This window comes from Klenkia sesuvii, from assembly GCF_037083825.1.
In the GTDB taxonomy this organism is placed as follows: domain Bacteria; phylum Actinomycetota; class Actinomycetes; order Mycobacteriales; family Geodermatophilaceae; genus Klenkia; species Klenkia sesuvii.
The window spans coordinates 69,825-89,319 of record NZ_JBAPLU010000015.1; the positions used below are offsets into that span (position 1 = coordinate 69,825).

General features: G+C 75.9%; 17 protein-coding genes. 7 read left to right on the top strand and 10 right to left on the bottom strand.

Features of this window, described 5'->3' with window-relative positions:
- The first annotated feature begins 47 nt into the window (after window positions 1-47).
- Genes araB through araA form a run of 3 tightly spaced genes read left to right on the top strand, consistent with a single transcriptional unit; the run spans window position 48 to window position 4,049 of the window.
- Window positions 48-1,814, top strand: a complete 1,767-nt coding sequence (gene araB / locus TEK04_RS14685) for a ribulokinase (protein ID WP_336405095.1) — start codon at window positions 48-50, stop codon at window positions 1,812-1,814.
- Window positions 1,798-2,526 (top strand): L-ribulose-5-phosphate 4-epimerase, encoded by a 729-nt coding sequence (locus TEK04_RS14690; protein WP_336405096.1) that lies wholly within the window; start codon window positions 1,798-1,800, stop codon window positions 2,524-2,526. The genes araB and TEK04_RS14690 overlap by 17 nt, the downstream gene beginning before the upstream one ends.
- On the top strand, window positions 2,523-4,049 hold the full coding sequence (araA, locus tag TEK04_RS14695; RefSeq protein WP_336405097.1) for an L-arabinose isomerase: 1,527 nt from the start codon (window positions 2,523-2,525) through the stop codon (window positions 4,047-4,049). The genes TEK04_RS14690 and araA overlap by 4 nt, the downstream gene beginning before the upstream one ends.
- Window positions 4,050-4,133: 84 nt before the next feature.
- On the opposite strand, the gene TEK04_RS14700 is transcribed toward araA, so the two are convergent.
- The 3 genes from TEK04_RS14700 to TEK04_RS14710 all read right to left on the bottom strand — a co-directional run bounded on the left by TEK04_RS14700 (window position 4,134) and on the right by TEK04_RS14710 (window position 5,845).
- Window positions 4,134-4,850: a DUF4383 domain-containing protein gene (locus TEK04_RS14700; RefSeq protein ID WP_336405098.1), complete on the bottom strand. Its 717-nt coding sequence runs from the start codon at window positions 4,848-4,850 to the stop codon at window positions 4,134-4,136.
- 90 nt (window positions 4,851-4,940) lie between these two features.
- Window positions 4,941-5,519 (bottom strand): TetR/AcrR family transcriptional regulator, encoded by a 579-nt coding sequence (locus tag TEK04_RS14705; protein WP_336405099.1) that lies wholly within the window; start codon window positions 5,517-5,519, stop codon window positions 4,941-4,943.
- On the bottom strand, window positions 5,516-5,845 hold the full coding sequence (locus TEK04_RS14710; RefSeq protein ID WP_336405100.1) for a DMT family transporter: 330 nt from the start codon (window positions 5,843-5,845) through the stop codon (window positions 5,516-5,518). The genes TEK04_RS14705 and TEK04_RS14710 overlap by 4 nt, the downstream gene beginning before the upstream one ends.
- An 87-nt stretch (window positions 5,846-5,932) precedes the next feature.
- On the opposite strand from TEK04_RS14710, the gene TEK04_RS14715 reads away from it, so the two are divergent.
- Complete coding sequence (locus tag TEK04_RS14715; protein WP_336405101.1) at window positions 5,933-7,141, top strand: FAD-binding protein; 1,209 nt, start codon at window positions 5,933-5,935, stop codon at window positions 7,139-7,141.
- Window positions 7,142-7,159: 18 nt separating this feature from the next.
- Here TEK04_RS14715 and TEK04_RS14720 read toward each other — a convergent pair whose 3' ends face one another.
- From TEK04_RS14720 to TEK04_RS14730, 3 genes are all read right to left on the bottom strand, one after another.
- Window positions 7,160-8,794, bottom strand: coding sequence for a methyl-accepting chemotaxis protein (locus TEK04_RS14720; RefSeq protein ID WP_336405102.1), 1,635 nt, complete (start codon window positions 8,792-8,794; stop codon window positions 7,160-7,162).
- A gap of 163 nt (window positions 8,795-8,957) precedes the next feature.
- Window positions 8,958-10,160, bottom strand: a complete 1,203-nt coding sequence (locus TEK04_RS14725; protein WP_336405103.1) for an arginine deiminase — start codon at window positions 10,158-10,160, stop codon at window positions 8,958-8,960.
- Between the two features lie 106 nt (window positions 10,161-10,266).
- A complete protein-coding gene (locus TEK04_RS14730) occupies window positions 10,267-11,259 on the bottom strand; it encodes an EamA family transporter (protein ID WP_336405104.1) in 993 nt (330 codons plus the stop codon).
- Window positions 11,260-11,331: 72 nt separating this feature from the next.
- Here TEK04_RS14730 and TEK04_RS14735 point away from each other — a divergent pair, with 72 nt between their 5' ends.
- Complete coding sequence (locus TEK04_RS14735) at window positions 11,332-12,234, top strand: LysR family transcriptional regulator (protein WP_336405105.1); 903 nt, start codon at window positions 11,332-11,334, stop codon at window positions 12,232-12,234.
- 4 nt (window positions 12,235-12,238) lie between these two features.
- Here TEK04_RS14735 and TEK04_RS14740 read toward each other — a convergent pair whose 3' ends face one another.
- Entirely contained in the window at window positions 12,239-13,153 is a 915-nt protein-coding gene (locus TEK04_RS14740) for a LysR family transcriptional regulator (RefSeq protein WP_336405106.1), read from the bottom strand.
- A 93-nt stretch (window positions 13,154-13,246) separates the two neighbouring features.
- Between TEK04_RS14740 and TEK04_RS14745 the strand changes: the two genes are divergently transcribed.
- Window positions 13,247-14,476, top strand: a complete 1,230-nt coding sequence (locus TEK04_RS14745; protein ID WP_336405107.1) for an MFS transporter — start codon at window positions 13,247-13,249, stop codon at window positions 14,474-14,476.
- Window positions 14,477-14,482: 6 nt separating this feature from the next.
- Here the strand turns inward: TEK04_RS14745 and TEK04_RS14750 are convergent, their stop codons facing one another.
- Both TEK04_RS14750 and TEK04_RS14755 read right to left on the bottom strand, forming a co-directional pair.
- Window positions 14,483-14,815: an STAS domain-containing protein gene (locus TEK04_RS14750; protein WP_336405108.1), complete on the bottom strand. Its 333-nt coding sequence runs from the start codon at window positions 14,813-14,815 to the stop codon at window positions 14,483-14,485.
- 51 nt (window positions 14,816-14,866) lie between these two features.
- Complete coding sequence (locus TEK04_RS14755; RefSeq protein ID WP_336405109.1) at window positions 14,867-16,555, bottom strand: FAD-binding oxidoreductase; 1,689 nt, start codon at window positions 16,553-16,555, stop codon at window positions 14,867-14,869.
- Window positions 16,556-16,676: 121 nt separating this feature from the next.
- Between TEK04_RS14755 and TEK04_RS14760 the strand changes: the two genes are divergently transcribed.
- Window positions 16,677-18,233 (top strand): glycerol-3-phosphate dehydrogenase/oxidase, encoded by a 1,557-nt coding sequence (locus tag TEK04_RS14760; RefSeq protein WP_336405120.1) that lies wholly within the window; start codon window positions 16,677-16,679, stop codon window positions 18,231-18,233.
- Here the strand turns inward: TEK04_RS14760 and TEK04_RS14765 are convergent.
- Window positions 18,203-19,432, bottom strand: a complete 1,230-nt coding sequence (locus TEK04_RS14765; protein ID WP_336405110.1) for an alanine racemase — start codon at window positions 19,430-19,432, stop codon at window positions 18,203-18,205. The two genes, TEK04_RS14760 and TEK04_RS14765, sit on opposite strands and share 31 nt — an antisense overlap.
- Window positions 19,433-19,495: the final 63 nt, after the last annotated feature.

Consider the following 19,495-nt stretch of genomic DNA (forward strand, 5'->3'; position numbering starts at 1 on the left):
ATCCCGGCCGGTCAACCGGCCGGTGCGGGACGGTCCTGGAGGATGGCATGAGCGAGCAGTACGTGGTCGGCGTCGACTACGGCACCCTGTCGGGCCGGGCGGTCGTCGTCCGGGTCTCCGACGGTGCCGAGCTGGCCAGCGCCACGCACCCGTACCCGCACGCCGTGGTCGACCGGGAGCTGCCCGGCACCGGTGAGCTCCTCCCGCCGGACTGGGCGCTGCAGGTGCCGGCCGACTACGTCGCCGTGCTGCGCACCGCGGTGCCCGCGGCGGTGCGGGCGTCGGGTGTCGACCCCGCCGACGTGGTGGGCATCGCCACCGACTTCACCGCCTGCACGATGGTGCCCACGACCGCCGACGGCACGCCGCTGTGCGAGCTCCCGGAGTTCGCCGACCGCAAGCACGCCTACGTCAAGCTGTGGAAGCACCACGCCGCCCAGCCGCACGCCGACCGGATCAACGCCCTGGCCGCCGAGCGGGGCGAGTCGTGGCTGCCGCGCTACGGCGGGCTGATCTCCAGCGAGTGGGAGTTCGCCAAGGGCCTGCAGCTGCTGGAGGAGGACCCCGAGGTCTACGCGGCCATGGACCACTGGGTCGAGGCCGCCGACTGGATCGTGTGGCAGCTGTGCGGGGAGTACGTGCGCAACGCCTGCACGGCCGGCTACAAGGGCATCCGGCAGGACGGCGCCTACCCGTCGCGGGAGTACCTGGCCGCGTTGAACCCCGACTTCGCCGGCTTCGTCGAGGACAAGCTCGACCACCGCATCGGCGAGCTGGGGGAGCGGGCCGGCGGGCTGACCCGGCAGGCGGCGCAGTGGACCGGCCTGCCCGAGGGCATCGCGGTCGCCGTCGGCAACGTCGACGCCCACGTCACCGCCCCGGCCGCGCAGGCCATCGAGCCCGGCCAGATGGTCGCGATCATGGGCACCTCGACGTGCCACGTGATGAACGGCGAGACCCTCGCCGACGTCCCCGGCATGTGCGGGGTGGTCGAGGGCGGCATCACCGCCGGGCGCTACGGCTACGAGGCCGGGCAGAGCGGCGTCGGCGACATCTTCGGCTGGTTCGTCGACACCTCCGTGCCCCCGGCCTACGTGCAGGCCGCCGGCGAGCGCGGCATCAGCGTGCACCAGCTGCTCACCGAGCTCGCAGCAGGGCAAGAGGTCGGCGAGCACGGCCTCGTGGCGCTGGACTGGCACAACGGCAACCGGTCGGTGCTGGTCGACGCCGAGCTGTCCGGCGTGGTGCTGGGCCAGACGCTCGCCACCCGCCCCGAGGACACCTACCGGGCGCTGCTGGAGGCCACCGCCTTCGGCACCCGCACGATCATCGAGGCCTTCGAGGGGTCGGGCGTGCCGGTCACCGAGCTGGTGGTGGCCGGCGGGCTGCTGAAGAACACCTTCCTCATGCAGCTCTACGCCGACGTCTGCCGCCGTCCGCTGTCGACCATCGACTCCGAGCAGGGCCCGGCGCTGGGCTCGGCCATCCACGCGGCCGTCGCCGCCGGCGCGCACCCCGACGTCCCGGCCGCCTCGCGGGCCATGGGCAAGGTGCTGCGCGGGGTCTACACCCCCGACGACGAGCGGGCCGACCGCTACGACGTGCTGTTCGCCGAGTACCGGCGGTTGCACGACTTCTTCGGCCGCGGCGAGGACCAGCCGGGCGGGGGCAACGACGTCCTGCACCGGCTGCGCGCGCTGCGCCGCGACGTCGCCGCCCGCCGGGCCGGCGGCGCCCCCACCACCTCGACCCCGGTCGCCCCCGAGGTCGAGGCCCCCGCGATCGAGGAGCAGTCCGATGTGCTCGGCGTGTGACACCCCCGCCCCCACGTCCGCGCGGTTGACCGTGCGGCAGGCCGCGTCCGAGGAGCGGGGCACCCACCGCGAGCAGCGCGAGCACGTCGCCGCGCTGCACGGCCTGCTGGTCAGCAACGCCCTGGTCACCTGGACCGCCGGCAACGTCAGCGAGCGGGTGCCGGGCGAGGACCTCTTCGTCATCAAGGGCAGTGGCGTGGACTACAACGGGCTGACCTGGGAGGGCATCACGGTCTGCACCCTCGACGGCACCGCCGTCGACGGGGTCCGGGCACCCTCCAGCGACACCGACGCGCACGCCTACGTCTACCGGAACATGCCCGATGTCAACGGCCAGGTGCACACGCACAGCACCTACGCCGCCGCCTGGGCCGCCCGGGCCGAGCCCGTGCCGTGCGTGCTCACCGCGATGGCCGACGAGTTCGGCGGCCCCATCCCCATCGGGCCGTTCGCCCTGATCGGCGACGACTCGATCGGCCGCGGCATCGTCGAGACGCTGTCCGGCCACCGTTCCCCGGCGGTGTTCATGCAGAACCACGGCGTCTTCACCATCGGGAAGAGCGCCCGGGCCGCGGTCAAGGCCGCCGTCATGGCCGAGGACGTCGCCCGCACCGTGCACATCTCCCGACAGCTGGGCGAGCCCGTGCCGATCGCCCAGGCCGACATCGACGCGCTGTACGAGCGCTACCAGAACGTCTACGGACAGAAGTGAGCACCGAGATGACCAGCGAGTCCCCGTTCCCCGGCCAGGAGATCTGGTTCCTCACCGGCAGCCAGGACCTCTACGGGCCGGAGACCCTGCAGCAGGTCGCCGAGCAGTCGCAGCGGGTCGCCGAGACCCTCGACGGGGCGGCTGCGGTGCCGGTCCGGGTGGTCTGGAAGCCCGTGCTCAAGGAGCCCGCCGCGATCCGCCGGGCGATGGGCGAGGCCAACGAGACCGACGCTTGCGTCGGCGTCATCACCTGGATGCACACCTTCAGCCCGGCCAAGATGTGGATCGCCGGGCTCGACGCGCTGCGCAAGCCGCTGCTGCACCTGCACACCCAGGCCGACGCCGCCCTGCCGTGGGCGACGATCGACATGGACTTCATGAACCTCAACCAGGCCGCCCACGGCGACCGCGAGTACGGCTACGCCCTCACCCGGCTGCGGGTGCCCCGCACCACCGTGGCCGGGCACGCGAGCAACCCGGCCGTGCAGGCGCGGGTCGGCGGCTGGGCCCGGGCGGCCGTGGCCGCCGCCGAGGCGCGTTCGCTGCACCTGGCCCGGTTCGGCGACAACATGCGCAACGTCGCGGTCACCGAGGGCGACAAGGTCGAGGCGCAGCTGCGCTTCGGGGTGTCGGTCAACACCTACGGCGTGAACGACCTGGTCGCCGTGGTCGACGACGTCGCCGACGCCGAGGTCGACGCGGTGGTCGCCGAGTACCTCGACCTCTACGCCGTCGCCGACGACCTGCGCCCGGGCGGTGACCGGCACGGGTCGGTGCGCTACCAGGCCCGCCTCGAGGTCGCTCTCCGCCGGTTCCTCACCGAGGGCGGCTTCGGCGCCTTCACCACCAACTTCGAGGACCTCGGCGCCCTGCGCCAGCTGCCGGGCCTCGCCGTCCAGCGGCTCATGGCCGACGGCTACGGCTTCGGCGGCGAGGGCGACTGGAAGACCTCGGCCCTGCTGCGGGTGCTCAAGACCGCCGGCCGTGGCCTGCCGGGTGGCACCTCGTTCATGGAGGACTACACCTACGACCTCGCCAGCGAGACGCCCAAGATCCTCGGCGCCCACATGCTCGAGGTCTGCCCCACCATCGCCGGCGAGCAGCCCTCGCTCGAGGTCCACCCGCTCGGCATCGGCGGCAAGGAGGACCCGGCCCGCCTGGTCTTCTCCGCAGCCCCGGCCGAGGGCGTCGTCGTCGGCTGGGCCGACCTGGGCGAGCGGTTCCGCTGGGTGGCCAACGAGGTGGACGTCGTGCCGCCGTCGGAGCCGCTGCCCAACCTGCCCGTCGCGCGCGCGGTCTGGGAGCCCCGGCCGGACTTCGCCACCTCCACCGAGGGCTGGCTGACCGCCGGCGGGCCGCACCACACCGTGCTGACCACCCAGCTGGCCGCAGCCGAGCTGACCGACCTGGCCGACGTGTTCGGCGTCGAGCTGGTGGTCATCGACGCCGACACGACCCGGCGCAGCCTGGCCAAGGAGCTGCGCTGGTCGGCGGCCTACCACCGCCTGGCACAGGGCCTGTAGCCGCCACCCTCCGATGATCACGGACCTGTGCGCGCGACGCGCCGGGTGCTGGACGACCCAGGTCCGTGATCATCGGGACGGAGGTCAGTGCGTGGTGAGCTCCATCCAGATGCGGCGGCGGCCGGTCTTGGTGCGCTCGCCACGCATCGCCTCGACACCGGCCAGCTGAGCTGCCGTGGCGCGGTGCTCGGCCACGGCGATCTCGGCCTCCCGGATGGCGGCCTCGGCCATGCGCTCCTGCGGGGTGCGGGCGGGGAGGTCCGGCTCCTCCTGCGGCGGCTGCAGGCCCGCCTCCAGGTTGGCCCGGTAGGGGTTGTCCTCGGGCAGGTTGCCGCTCACCCGGCCGTAGAGGCCCAAGGTGAGCAGCAGCAGCCCGACGACGATGGAGAAGACGACGTTGGCCATCGCGAAGGCCAGCACGTTGAGCTGGGTGTTGAGCACGAACAGGTGCCAGAAGGCCGACAGCAGGAAGGCCGTGCCCACACCGGTCATCACGATGCCGGCGACCCGGCCGCCCTTCGCCGCACCGGCCACGAGCACGGCCGCGGTGAGCAGCGAGACGGTGGACAGCAGCCCGTTGGAGGACAACCCCGCCACCTGGCCACCGTCGGTGGAGAAGTAGTCCAACCCGCCGACGAAGCCCAGCAGGCCGAACACGGCCAGGACGGCCGCGACGGTCAGCGCACCGAGCCGGTGCACGTGCTTCACCCGGCGGGCGGTGGGGGTCTCGGCGACGTCCTCGTGCAGGCGTGGCCGCGAGTGCGCGGCGGTGCTGCTCGGGCGGGTGGGTGCCGTGGTCATGGCGTGCCTCCTGGCGCTCTGGGCTGAACGACAGCGCACGACCTACCCCCGCACCCGACCGCGTAACCACCGTTTACGCGGCGGTGCGGATCACCACCGACGGCGCCGGCTCAGCAGGTCGGCGACGGCGTCCTCCAGCGCGCCCCGGGCGCCACCGCCGCCCTCGACCAGGGCCGCCAGCGCGCTGCCGTCGGCCAGGGCGACGAGACGGGCCGCCGGCACCGCGCGGTGGCCACCCCGCTCGACCACCTCGTCGACCAGCTCGTCGAGGCGGGCCCGCGTGCGCCGCAGCACCGGGCGCAGCGCAGGGTGCCGCCCACCGGCCAGCCACCGCTCGTAGAACGCCTGCACCTGCGCATCGCTGCGGCGGTCGGCCCCGAGCAGCACGTCGGCCAGCAGGGCAGCGGTCTCCCGGGTGCTGCGCCGGCCCGGGGGCGCGGCGTCGACGGCGGCGCGGGCGGCCGCCGTCTCCTCCTCGCCGACGCGGTCGACCGCAGCCACGAGCAGCTCGGCCAGGTCGCGGAAGTAGTAGGTGGTGGCCGCCAGCGGGAGGCCGGCGGCCGCGGCCACCGCGCGGTGGGAGACGGCGTCGGGGCCGTGCGCGGCGAGCAGGGCGGCCGCGGCCGCCACGAGCGCGGCGCGGCGGGCCTCGCCCTTCGGGGTGGTCACCCGTGGGCCGACGAGGGCGCCAGGTTGAGCCCGATGACCCCGGCCACGATGAGCACGATCGAGAGGATGCGCACCGTGCCGACCGGGTCGCCGAGCAGCCACATGCCGATGATCGCGGTGCCCGCGGCCCCGATGCCGGTCCACACGGCGTAGGCGGTGCCCACCGGCAGGTCGCGCAGCGCGGTGTTCAGCAGGGTGAAGCTGACACCGGCGCAGACGAGGAAGGACGCCGTCCACCAGTGCCGGCTGAACCCCTCCGAGTTCTTCAGCGACACCGCGAACGCGGTCTCGAACAGACCGGCGACGACCACCAGCACCCAGGCCACGACGGCCCCCTCTCGTTCGAATCGGTACGACCGTACCGGAAAAACGGTACGTGCGTACCGGGAGCGGGGGATGACTACGGTGGTGGCGTGGAGCAGGACTGGGCCGGGACGTACACCTACACCGCACCCGTGGTCCGCCCCCGCGACGTTGCGCACGTGCAGAAGGTGGTGCACGACGCGCGCGCGGTGCGCGCGCTGGGTACCCGGCACACGTTCAACGGGCTGGCCGACTCGCCCGGCGTGCTGCTCGACCTCACCGCCCTGCCCGACCGGGTCGAGGTCCGGGCCGACGGCACCGTGGCGGTCACCGCGGGCACGCGGTTCGGCGAGCTGGCCCGCGAGCTGCACCGGAACGGGCGTGCGCTGCACAACCTGGGCTCGCTGCCGCACATCTCGGTCGGCGGTGCGGTGGCCACGGGTACCCACGGGTCCGGTCACCGGCTCGGCGCGCTGGCCACCGCCGTCCGGGCCGTGACGGTGGTCGGTCCCGACGGCGAGCTGCGCACGGTCTCGGGCGCCGACGTCGATGCGCAGGCGGTGTCGCTGGGCGCCGTCGGCGTGGTCACCGAGCTGGTGCTGGCGACCGAGCCGGCGTACGAGGTCCGGCAGGACGTCTACCGCGGGGTCGCCGTGGCCGACCTGCCCGCGGCGCTCGGTGCGGGCACCAGCGTGAGCGGGTTCACCCGGTGGGACGGGCGGGCCGACGTCTGGGTGAAGACGCGGCTGCCGGCCGACGTCCCCGACGAGGTGGCCGGCGTGCCCCGCGACCCGGTCAGCCGGGACCGGATCACCGACGAGATCGTGGGCAACGTGACCCCGCAGGGCGGACTCCCCGGGCCGTGGCACGAGCGGCTGCCGCACTTCCGCCTCGACTCGGTCCCCAGCAACGGCGACGAGATCCAGTCGGAGTTCTTCGTGGACCTGGCCGACGCGGCGGCGGTGGTGGCGGCCGTGACCGGCATCGGCGACCGGATCCGCGACCACTTCGTGGTCGGGGAGCTGCGCACGGTGGCCGCCGACGACCTGTGGCTGTCCATGGCGCACGGCCGGGACTCCCTCGCCGTCCACACCACCTGGCGGCGCACGGCCGGGGCCCGGGCCGCCATCCCGGTGCTGGAGCAGGTGCTGGCGCCCTTCGGGGCCCGGCCGCACTGGGGCAAGGCGCACACGGTGCGCGACCTGGGCGGCGTCGTCCCCCGGCTGGCCGAGGCCCGGGCGCTGTTCGACGAGCTGGACCCCGACGGGGTGTTCAGCTCGCCCGCGCTGGTGGCCCGGGGGGTCCGCTCCGCCCGCTGAGAGCGGACCCCCGGGGTGTCAGCGGGTGAAGCGGCTGACCGCCGCGCGCATCTCGCTGGCCATGCGGGCCAGCTCGTCGACGGCCAGCCCGGTCTGCGCCAGCGCCTGGGTGGTGGAGGCTGCCGCGGCCGAGACCCCACCGATGTTGGCGGCGATCTCGGTGGTGCCACCGGCGGCCTCGGCGACCGAGCGGGACATCTCGTTGGTGGTGGCGGTCTGCTCCTCGACGGCCGAGGCGATGGTCAGCTGGTGGTCGTTGATCTCGGCGATCACGGTGCTGATCCGTCCGATGGCCTCGGTGGCGCCGCTGGTGTCGGCCTGGATGGCCTCCACCCGGCGGGCGATGTCCTCGGTGGCCCGGGCGGTCTCCTGGGCCAGCTCCTTGACCTCGTTGGCCACCACGGCGAAGCCCTTGCCGGCCTCACCCGCTCGGGCCGCCTCGATGGTCGCGTTGAGGGCGAGCAGGTTGGTCTGCTCGGCGATGCTGGTGATGACCTTGACGACGTCGCCGATCTCCTTCGAGGAGACGCCCAGCTTGGTGATCGTGGCGTTGGTGGCCTCGGCCTCGCCCACCGCCTCGGCCGCCACCCGCGCGGCCTCGGCCGAGGACTGGGCGATCTCCCGGATGGCGGCGCTCATCTCCTCGGCACCGGCGGACACCGTGGCCACCGACCGGGACACCTCGTCGGCGGCCGAGGCGACCAGGGACGTCTGGCTCGAGGTCTCGCCGGCCGCGGCCGAGATCTGCGCGCTGGACGCCGACAGCTCCTCCGAGGAGGCGGCGACCGCGTCGGCCGAGCCGGCCACCGCCGTCATCACCTCGCGGATGCTCACGACGGCGCCGTCGAGGGCCGCGCTCATCTTGCCGAGCTCGCACCGGGTGCCGAAGGCGCTCGCCCGGGTGAGGTCGCCGGCGGCCAGGGCCTCGGCCACGTCCTGCACGCAGCGGACGCCGCGGTTGAGGCCCGCGGCCACCCATGCCCCGGCGGCGAGGGCGAGCACGGCGCCCGCCGCGATCACGCCGATGACCAGCAGGCGGTCGGTGCGGTAGGCCTCCTGGGCGGTGGTCGCGGCCTGGGCGCCGGAGGCGCGCTCCAGCTCGCGCAGGGCGTCGATGTCGCCCTCGGCCCGGGTCACGAGCGGCTTGGCCACGGCGTCGTTGGCCGCGCGCCAGCCGGCGTCGTCCCCGGCGAGCGCGAGCGGGCCCAAGGTGGTCTGCACGGCCGACACGTAGGCGTCGAAGGAGTCGTGGGCGTCGGTGAGCAGGTCGGCGCGCTCGTCCGCCAGGCCGGCGCCGGTGTAGTCGGTGACCGCGGTGTCGAAGTCGGTCTGCAGGTCGGCGATGCCGTCGAGCACGGTCTGCCCGTCGGCCGGGGTGGCGGCGATGAGGGCGTCGCGGGTGGCGATGCGGACGTCGGTCAGCGCGGCGCGCATGTCCCCGGCCGCGGCCACGCGGAGCAGGTTCTCGCGGTACAGCGTCTGGGTGTCCTCGGCGCTGCGGCCGGCCGCGAGCAGCCCCAGGACGCCGACGACGACGGACACCAGGGCGCCGAGGCAGACCACCGCGAGCACCTTGACGCGGACCGGCCGGTCGTACCACCACTGCAGGGGCCGGCGGTCGCTGAGCGGCGCGGTGGGGGTCGATCCGGACATGGGTCCTCCGAGGGTCGAGAGCGGGTGGCGGCCGGGGTGTCCGGACGCGACCACGGCTTCGACCGTCACGGAGCGTCACTCCAGTCGAATGGTCGAAATGGTTCCGGAAACCAACATGACCGCTGAACCGGGCAGATTCCTCGACAGATCGACCTGTCGACCCCTACGCAGGGTCACGCACCACGGGGCAGCTCATGCACCGTGGTCCACCCCGGCCGCTGCCCAGCTGATCACCGGCGATCGCCACCACCTCGATCCCGGCTGCCTCCAGCGCCTTGTTCGTCACCGTGTTGCGCTCGTAGGCCACGGCCAGCCGGGGGCCGATGCACAGGGTGTTGTTGCCGTCGTCCCACTGCTCCCGCTCGGCGGTCACCGGGTCCAGGCCGGTGTCGATCAACCGCAGTCGGTCGATGCCCATGGCCGCCGCAGCGGCGGTGAGGAAGGGGTGCGGTCCGGTGATGCGCAGGTCGCCCTGGTCCGGGTCGTCCCCCGAGCGCACCGTCCACGCCGCCAGGCTGCCGGCCACCGCCGGGTACATGACCATCGCGTCGACGTCGACCATCGTGGCGATGGTGTCCAGGTGCATGGTCGCCCGCTCCTGCGTGATCGGCACCACGAGCACCGTGTGCGCCAGCCCGCGGGCGAACACCCGCCGGGCCAGCCGCTCGGCCCCGCCGGCCGTGGTGCGCTCGCCGACGCCGACCGCGAGCACCCCGGGCGCCAGGGCGAGCACGTCGCCGCCCTCCAGGTGCTCCAGCGTGGGGTCGTACAGGCGTTGTGGACCGCCGAACCGCGGGTGGTGGTCGTAGACCGCCCCGGTGATGGTGGACTCCCGGTGCCGGGCCGGCATCGCCAGCGAGGTGACCGCGACCTGGTCGCCCACCCACACGCTGGAGTCGCGGGTGAACAGCAGGTTCGGCAGCGGGCGCACCACGAAGTCGCCGGTGTCCATCAACTCGTAGGCCAGCCCGCGGGCCCCGGGCAGCTCGTCGTGGGCCACCCCGCCGATGAGCGCGGCCGCCAGGTCGGCCGACGCCAGGCCGCCCAGGTGGTCCACGCAGGCCCGCTGCAGGGTCTCCCCGATGCGCGGGTCGTCGACCGCGGCCGCGACCAGCTGCTCGCGGGCCGCCGGCACCTCGAGCACCTCGGTGAGCAGCCGGTCGACGTACAGCACCTCGACCCCGCGACCGGTCAGCGCCTCGGCGAAGGCGTCGTGCTCCTCCTGGGCCCGGGCGACCCAGGGCACGCCGTCGAAGAGCAGCTCGTCGTTGTTGCGCGGGGTCAACCGGCGCAGCTCGGCGCCCGGCCGGTGCAGCACCACGGTGCGCAACCGGCCGACCTCGCTGGTGACCAGGGGGGAGCTCATGGGCAGACTGTGCCCTGTGGTGGACGAGCAGCGACAGCCAGCCTGGTTCGTGGTGGTCCTCGGTCTGGGGCTGGCCGCGCTCGTCGCCGCGCTGTGCCTGTTCGCCCTAGCCGCGCTGGGCGCCGAGCAGGTCGGGGTCGGCTTCGTGGTGCTCGTCGGCGTCCTCGCGGCGGTCATCGGCGGGTTCCTGGCCCGCAGCGTGGCCGCGAGGCTGCCGCCGGTGGGCCGCCGGCCGCGCTGACCCCACCAGCACCCCGGCGACCACGAGTGCGCCCCAGGCCAGCTCCGTCGTCGAGGGGGGCTCGGCCAGCAGCACCCAGGCGGCCGCGATGCCGGCCACGGGCACGAGCATCGAGAACGGGGCCACCGACGACGAGGGGTTGCGGCTCATGAGCGCCGCCCACAGCCCGGAGCCGAGCAGGGTGCCGACCAGCACGGTGTAGGCCAGCCCGGCCAGGGCCAGCAGCCCGGTCGTCGAGCCGAGGTCGGTGAACGCCTCCCCGATCCGCGCAGGCCCCTCGACCAGCAGCGAGACCCCCAGCATCGGCAGGGGCGGCACCACCGACATCCACAGCGTGAGGCGCAACGGGTGCGGGGCACGTGCCTGCCGGGTGGCCAGGTTGCCCAGCGCCCAGCCCAGGCCGCCGCACATCGTGAGCAGCACCGGCAGCAGCAGGGCCCCGCCGTCCACGTCGGCGCGGTGCACGGCGATGCCGGCCAACCCCGTGATGGCCACCGCCGTGCCCAGGCCCTGGCGGGCGGTCAACCGCTCGCGCAGCAGCACCCCGGCCAGCAGCACCGTGAACGGCGCCGAGGACTGCAGCACCAGCGAGGCCAGCCCGGTCGGCATCCCCACGGCCATCGCCAGGTAGAGGAAGACGAACTGCAGGATGCCGAACCCCACCCCGTAGCCGAGGACCCACCGCCACGGCACGCCCGGCCGCGGCACCAGCAGGACCGTCGGGACGGCGATCACCGCGAACCGCAGCGCCACCAGGAAGAACGGCGGGAACTGCTCCAGCGCCAGGTGGATGGCGACGAAGTTGAGCCCCCAGCAGACGGCGACGAGGCAGGCCAGCAGACGGTCACGGGTGCTCACGGGCTCCACCCTGCGGCGCGCCACCGTTCAGCACCATCTCCGATTGGTGGACCATCGTTGTAGCTTCGCTTCATGGATGTGCGGGCGCTGGAGACGCTGCGGGCGGTGCGCAGCCAGGGCGGGGTGACCGCTGCCGCCGCCGTCCTGCACCTCACCCCGTCGGCGGTGTCCCAGCAGCTGGCCGCGCTCGCCCGCGACGCCGGGGTGCCGCTCACCGAGCGGGTGGGCCGCGGGCTGCGGCTCACCGCGGCCGGCCAGGCGCTGGCCGACGCCGCCGTCGACGTCGCGGTCGCCCTCGAGCGGGCCCGCGCGGCGTGCGCGGCCTGGGCCGGCTCACCCACCGGCACGGTGCGGGTCTCGGCCTTCCAGAGCGCGGCCTGGATGCTGCTGCCCGACCTGCTCACCCGGGTCGGGGCCATCGGCGGGATCACGGTGGAGTGCGCCGACGAGGACGTCGCCCAGGACGCCTTCGCCGCGCTCACCGACCGGCACGACGTGGTGGTGGCGCACCGGCCGGCCGAGGGCGGGCCGGGTTGGGGTGAGGGCGTCGCCGTCGTCCCCCTGCTGCGCGAGCCGTTGGACGTCGCGGTCCCGGCGTCCTCCCCGCTGGCCGGCCGGGCCGCGCTCGACCCCGGGGACCTGGCCGGCGCCGACTGGATCGCGGTCCGGGAGGGCTTCCCGGTGGCGCGCGTGCTCGCCGATGTCGCCGCACGGTCGGGTGCGACCCCCCGGGTGGTGCAGCGGATCAACGACTTCCACGTGGTGGAGGCCCTCGTGGCCGCGGGCCACGGCGTCGCGCTGCTGCCCCGCTACAGCTCCGGCGGTCACCCCGGCGTGCGGCTGGTGCCCCTGACCGGGGTGCGCGCCGGCCGGCAGGTGGACGCGCTCGTGCGCCCCGACGTCGCCCAGCGGCGGGTGGTCGCGGTGGTGCTCGGCGACCTGGTGGCGCTCGCGGAGGACGTCGCCCGGGGGTGACCGGTCACGGGGCCGCCGCGGCCGGCGGCCCGCCGGCGACCGCCGACACGCACGAGCGCAACCAGCGGTGCGCCGGGTCGGCGTCCTGGCGCAGGTGCCAGGCCAGGCTCACGGTGAGCGCGGGCAGGTCCACCGGCACCTCCAGCGTGCGCAGCCCGGCACGCAGCCCAGCGGTGTGCCGGTCGGGCACGGTGACGACCAGGTCGGTGCTGCGGGCCAGGGCCAGTCCGGCGCCGAAGCCCTCGACGGCGGTCACGACGCGGCGCCGGAGCCCGGCGGCGAGCAACGCGTCGTCGACCACGCCGTGCCGGGGTCCGTGGCGCGCGACGTGCACGTGCCCGGCGCCGGCGTACTGCTCGGCGGTCAGGGGGCCGGGCGCGGACGCCAGGGGGTGCTGCTCGCGGAGCGCCACGACGAAACGGTCGCCGAACAGCGGCTCGTGGCGCACCCCCGGTGGCGGCGGGCCGTCGAACACGCAGGTCTCGAGGTCCACCTCGTCCCGGAGTGCGGTGAGGTCCCGGCCGGTCCTGGCCAGGAAGCGCAGCCGCACCGCGGGCGCGTCCCGGCCGAGCAGCGCCACGAGGTCCGCCCCGAACGTCTCGACGAAGCCGTCGCCGCACCGCAGCACGAAGGTGCGCTCGAGGCTCGCCAGGTCCAGCTGCGGAGCTGGACGCAGCAGCCCCAGGACGTCGGGGAGCGCGTCGGCCACCCGGGCCCGCAGCAGGGCGGCGTGCGGGGTGAGGACCATCGTCCGCCCCTCCGGGACCAGCAGGGGGTCCCCGGTGGTCCGCCGCAGCCGCGCCAGGGCGCGACTGGTCGCGCTGGGGCTCAAGTGCAGGCGCCGCCCGGCGCGGGTCACGTTGCGCTCCTCCAGCAGGGCGTGCAGCACCGGCAGCAGGTTGAGGTCGGGGAGGGTCACGGCTCGAGCATGGCCGTGTGTGCGTCCGGTGCACAGGTCCGTTGACGACGATGCGCCTTCCGCACGTGCGCGCCACCGGCCACGGTGGCCGGCATGGAGACGGGAACCGGTCGGAGGTCGCGGCGGCGGAGCACCCGAGCCGTGGTGGGCCTGGTGCTCGCGGTCGTCACCGCATCCCTGGGCACGAGCAGCGTCACGGTGGCGGTCCCGTCGATCGGGCCCGCGCTCGGGGTGGGGACGGACCGGGCGCAGTGGGTGCTGACCGCCTACCTGGTGGCCGTCTTCGTGCTGGTGCTCCCGGCGGGGTGGGCCGGTGACCGCTGGGGCCGGCTCCGGGTCGTGCGGCTCGGGACCGTCGTCCACCTCGTCGGGACGGTGGCCTGCGTCGTGGCGCCCTCGTGGGGCGCCCTGGTCGCGGCGCGCTCCGCCCAGGGGGCCGGAGCGGCGGCGATGATGGTGCTGGCCGTGGCCCTGGGCCGGGACCTCGCAGCAGCGTCCGGGGTCGGGCGCACCATGGGTCTGCTGGGGTCGGCCTCGGCGATCGGCACCGCTGTCGGGCCCTCGCTCGGGGGGCTGGCGACGCAGGCGGCGGGGTGGCGGGCGGCCCTCGCCGTCGGCCTCCCCCTCGGGGTGCTGGTCCTCCTGCTGCTGCGCCCGGTCCGGTCGGCACCCGGCGGGGACCCGCCGAGGCGGGCACGGTCGCGGCCGGCGACCCAGCTGCCTGCCCCCGCCGTCCTCGGGGGCAGCGCCGTGGTCCTGCTGATCGGCGCGGTCATGATGACGACGCTCGTGGCGGGGCCCTACCAGCTCGGCGCACTCGGCCTGGGCAGCGCGGCCACCGGCCTGGTCATGTCCCTCGGCCCGGTGGGCTCGATGCTGTCCGGGGTGCCGGCGGGCCGGCTGGTGGACCGGGTCGGGCCGGTGCGGTCCGCATCGCTCGGGCTCGTGCTGGCCCTCGCCGGGGCGACCGGGCTCGCGGTGGTGCCGGTCGCCTGGGGCCCGGCGGGCTACGCGGGGGCGCTGCTGGTCCTCACCCCGGGGTACGCGCTGGTGCAGGCGGGGTGCACCACGGCGGTGCTGCTCGACGCGGCGGCACAGGATCGCGGGCAGCTGTCGGCGGTGCTCCTGCTGGCCCGCAACCTCGGGCTGGTGGTGGGGGCGTGGGGGGCGGGCGTGCTCCTGGCCGGCGCCGGTGCCGGGGGCGCGCAGGTGGTGTTCGCGGTGGCGGCCGCCGCCGTGGGCCTCGCGCTCGTGGTCTGGTGGGCGACCTCGCGGGTGCGCGGTGCCGCCGGGGCAGGGCTGCGTGGCTCCCGGCGGCCCTGAGACCGGTCAGGCGGGGGCCGGCACCGAGCGGAACACCCGGCTGAGCCCCGTCTGGTTGAGCAGCAGCCGCAGCGAGGTCGGCGGCTCGACCAGTTCGAGCTCGCCGCCGGCCCGCTTCTGCTTGCGGGCCAGGTGCACCATCAGCTCCAGACCGGCCGAGCTCATGAACGTCACCCCGCGGGCGTCGACCCGGGCCGGCCAGTCCGCCGGCCGCACGGTCACCCGGAAGTGCCGCACGACGTCCTTGTCGATCTCCCCGTCCAGGACGAGCAGTGCGCCGCCCTCGGCGAGGGTGATGGAGCCGTGGTCGAGCGCTGTGGGTTCAACGGCCTCGGTCATGCCTGGCTGGATGTCCCCGGTGCCGGGGCGGCAAACCCGACACGCCGGTGTTCAGGAGGGCAGCAGCACGCCCGGGTTGCAGATGCCCTCGGGGTCCAGGGTCGCCTTGACCGCGCGCAGCACGTCGACCCCCCGCGCGCCGACCTCGCGGTCCAGCCACGGCCGGTGGTCGGCCCCCACCGCGTGGTGGTGGGTCAGGGTGCCCCCGGCCGCGAGCAGGGCGTCGGTGGCCGCCCGCTTCGCGGTGAGCCACTGCTGCAGCGGCAGGTCGTCGTCCCGGTCGGCGAGCACGGTGAGGTACAGCGAGGCGCCGGTGGCGTAGCCGTGCGACACGTGCGTCATGACCAGCGGCTTCCTCCCCGGCGTCGCGAGCGCCTCGCGCAGGGCGCGACGGGTGGCGTCGTACACCGCCGGCAGCGCCGACCAGGTCGCCGCGGTCTCCAGGGTCTCCACCAGCAGGCCGTGGTCGAGCAGCCGGTCGCGCAGGTAGGGGCCGGCGAACCGGTGCCGCTCCCACGCCTCGCCCACCCGGGTGCCGGCCCGCTTGCCGCCGTCCTCCCGCAGCAGCGAGGTGGCCGCCCGCTGGCGGGCCCGCACGATCGTGGGCAGGCCCTGCCAGCCCACCACGAGCAGGCAGCCCGCCCCGTGGCCCCGGCTGCGCAGCGCACCGCGCAGCGCCCGGGCCCCCGCACCGCCGGAGAGCAGCAGGTTCGCCCGGGTCTCGTCGGGGTCGCTGAGCCGCACGACGTCGGGCAGCAGGTCGTGCCGGGCCAGCCGCTGCAGCGCGGCCAGGCCCGCCGCCCAGCTCCGGAACGACCAGCCCTCGTACTGCTCGGTGCGCGGCCGGGGTCGCACCCGGAGGGTGACCTCGGTGATGACGCCGAGGGTGCCCTCGGAACCGACCGCCAGGCCGAGCAGGTCGGGGCCGGCGGCCGACGCCGGGGCGTGCCCCAGCTGCAGCACCCCGGTCGGGGTGGCCAGGGTCAGGCCCTCGACCAGGTCGTCGAACCGCCCCACCCCGGTGGAGGCCTGCCCGGCGCTGCGGGTGGCCGCGTAGCCGCCGAGGGTGGCGAACTCCCAGCTCTGCGGCAGGTGGCCCAGCGTGAGGTCGTGCTCGGCGAGGGCGTCCTCCAGGGCCGGGCCGCGCATGCCCGGTCCGGCGGTGACCAGCGAGCTGGGGACGTCGACCGACACCAGCCCGGCCATCCGGGACAGGTCGACCACCACGACCGGGCGGTCGTCGACGTCGGTGCCCGACAGCCCGCCGACGGCGCTGGTGCCGCCGCCGAACGGGACCACGACCACCCCGTGCCGGCTGCACAGCTCCAGCAGCGCCGCGGTCTGCGCGGTGTCGGCCGGGGTCAGCACCGCGTCGGGGGCGTCGGAGGCGTCGCCCGAGCGGCGTCGCACCAGGTCCAGGTAGCTCTTGCCGCCGGTGCGCCGCAGCCGCGACTCCCGGTCGTCGCGCACGTTCTCGACCCCCAGCAGGGCGACCAGTTCCGCGCGGACCGGCCCCGGCAAGCGGCCCGGGGGCAGCTCGATCTGCTCGACCGGCACCGGCGGGGTGTGCCGCGGGGTCCAGCCCAGCTCGCGGGCCAGGTGCTTGCGGGCGGGCTTGGGCAGCGTCCGCTTGAGCGCCGCGTCGGCGGTCAGCTCGAGCGAGCCGCCCTCGGCCACGTGCGCCACGCGGGTGCCGGGGGGACCCCAGCCCTGGACGGTGAGTTCGGGTTGCTCGGCCACCGCCCCAGTCTGCCCGTGCGTCCCTCCGTCCCGGGCATGGGAGCCCGTGCACCTGGTGATGGGCGCCGTGGCCGGGTGCATGGGCTCCCATGCCTGGGGCAGGGTGGGCCCCGTGGACGGGATGCGGCTGGACGCCGCGCGACGCGACCGCGACCTCGACCGGCTCGGCGCCGCCGTCGACGTCCTCGTGGTCGGGGGCGGGGTGACCGGCGCGGGCGTGGCCCTCGACGCCGCGGCCCGCGGCTTGTCGGTGCTGCTGTGCGAGCGCGCCGACCTCGCCGCGGGCACCAGCCGGTGGTCCTCGAAGCTGGTGCACGGCGGGCTGCGCTACCTGGCCCACGGGGAGATCGGCCTGGCCCGCGAGTCGGCCCGCGAGCGCGCCGTTCTCATGGGGGTGACGGCGCCGCACCTGGTGCGCCCGCTGCCGTTCTGCGTGCCGGCGGTCGCCGGGTGGGACGTCGCCGCCGTCGCCGGCCTCGGCGGCGTGCTCGGCGACGGGGTGCGGACGTCGGTGCGCGGCGGCCGCGGGTCGCTCCCGCGGGCGCGGCGGGTGTCGGCCGCGGAGGTGGCCGCATGGCTGCCGGCGGTACCCCCCGGCGGCGGAGGGGTCGCGTTCTGGGACGGCCAGCTCGCCGACGACGCGCGGCTGGTGGTCGCCCTGGCCCGCACCGCGGCCGGGTACGGCGCCTCGGTGCTCACCGGGGCCTCGGTGGTGGGGGTCGACGGGCGCACCGTGCACGTGGACGTCGGGGGACGGCGGGTGGCGGTGGAGGCCGGGGTGGTGGTGAACGCCGCGGGTGTCTGGTCGGCCGCCCTGGACGACGGCATCCGGCTCGTGCCGTCGCGGGGCTCGCACCTGGTGGTCCGGGCCGAGCGGCTGGGCCACCCGGCCGCCGCGCTCACCGTGCCGCTGCCCGGGTCGCGGTCGCGGTACGTCTTCGCGCTGCCGCAGGACACCGGTCTGGTGTTCCTCGGCATCACGGACGAACCGGTCGGGGGCCCGGTGCCCGACGACGACCCGCAGCCCTCGCCGGCCGAGGTCGAGCAGCTGCTGACCACGGTGAACCGGGTGCTCGCCGACCCGCTGAGCAGCGCCGACGTGGTGGGCGCCTACGCCGGCCTGCGCCCGCTCGTGCTGCCGGCCGCGGCCGGGACCGGGCCGGGCGACGCCACCGCCGACCTGTCGCGCAAGCACCTGCTGCACCGGTCGGGGTCCGTGCTCACCGTGGTCGGCGGCAAGCTCACCACCTACCGGGCGATGGCCGAGGAGACCGTCGACGCCGCGGTCGGGGTGCTGGGCCGGGGCGCGCGGCGCTCGGTGACCGCCCGGCTGCCGCTGGTCGGCGCGGCCCCCCGCCGGGTGCTCGACCGCATCGACGCCCCGCCGCGGCTGGTCGCCCGCTACGGCACCGAGGCCCCGCAGGTGCACGCCCTGGGCGCCGACCCGGTGGTCGCTGGCCGGCCGGAGACCGTGGGGGAGCTGCGGTTCGCCGTCCGGGCCGAGGGCGCCCGGTCGGTCGCCGACCTGCTGGACCGCCGCACGCGGATCGGCCTGGTGCCCGCCGACCGCGCCGCCGCCGTCCCGGCCGCCGAGGCCGCGCTGACCCTGGAGGCCGCACCACGCAGGGACCCGGGGGAGGGTGCGGGTCAGAGGAACGCTCGCCCCTCGCCGCGGTAGGTGGGCACCGCGCCGACCAGGTCCTCGCCGGCCACGAGGTGCAGTTCGCCCACCCGCTCGCACAGCTCGCCGGCCTTGGCGTGCCGGAACCAGATGTGCTGGCCCAGCCGCACCTGCGCGGCCGGGCTGCCCAGCAGGGGGGTCTGGGCCTCGCCGGCGCCCTCCCACGGGCTGAACCGGAGCCCGGGCGGCCACGCCACGACCGGTTGCCGGTCGGGTCCGGGTGGCCCGGAGGCGACCCAGCCCCCGCCGAGTGCGGTCACCACCCGGGCGGCGGGCCGGCGCACCACGGGTTGCACGAAGTACGCGGCCGGGCGCGCCCGGAAGCGGCGGTAGGAGTCGAAGAGCGCCGGTGCGTAGAGCCCCGAGCCGGCGGCCACCTCGGTGACGGCGGGTTCGGCGGAGGTCTGCTCGACCGAGCCGGTGCCGCCGCCGTTGACGAACCGCAGCGGGGCGAGCGCGGACACCGCCTCGACCACGGCGGCCCGGCGCTCGGCCAGCTCCCGGGCCGAGGCCCGCTGCATCGCCCGCACGGCGGCCTGGCGCAGGCGGGGCCCGGCGGCGTCGGCGGTGCCGGCGATCTGGCCCTCGTAGGCCATCAGCCCGTCGAGGTGCAGCCACGGCCGGGCCAGCACCGCGCGGGCCAGCGCCACCGCCTGCGCGGGGGTGCGCACCGGGGAGCGCAGCGGGCCCAGGTGCACCCGCCCGCCCAGCAGCTCGAGCGCGGCGTCCAGGTCGAGGCAGACCTTCACCGGGGCGGCGGGGGAGCGGCCCGCGGCGGCCTCGACGACGTCGAGGGACTCGACCGAGTCGACCATCAGCGTCACCCGCGCGGCCAGCGCCGGGTCGGCGGCCAGGGCAGCGATCGCGGTGGTGTCGACGCTGGGGTAGCCGACGACGACGTCGTCGATGCCGGAGGAGGGGTCGGCGGCGAGCCACGTGGCCTCGGGCAGCGTGAGGGCCAGCACCCCGGCGAACCCGGGCCGGGCCAGCGCCCGGTCGGTCAGCGCCCGGCAGCGGACCGACTTGCTGGCCAGCCGGATGGTGGTGCCGGGGGCCGCGCGGGCGGTCAGCGCCGCGGCGTTGGCGTCGAAGGCGTCGAGGTCGACGACGGCGAAGGGGGGCTGCAGCCCCGCCGTGGCCGCGCGGAGGGCGGCGAGCCGGTCGGTGCCCACGACGGCCCGGGTGGCGGGCGACATGCCGGGATCGTCGCACGCGGGCGAGCCGGCGCACCACGGGTCACCTGCTCGGGGCAACTGTCC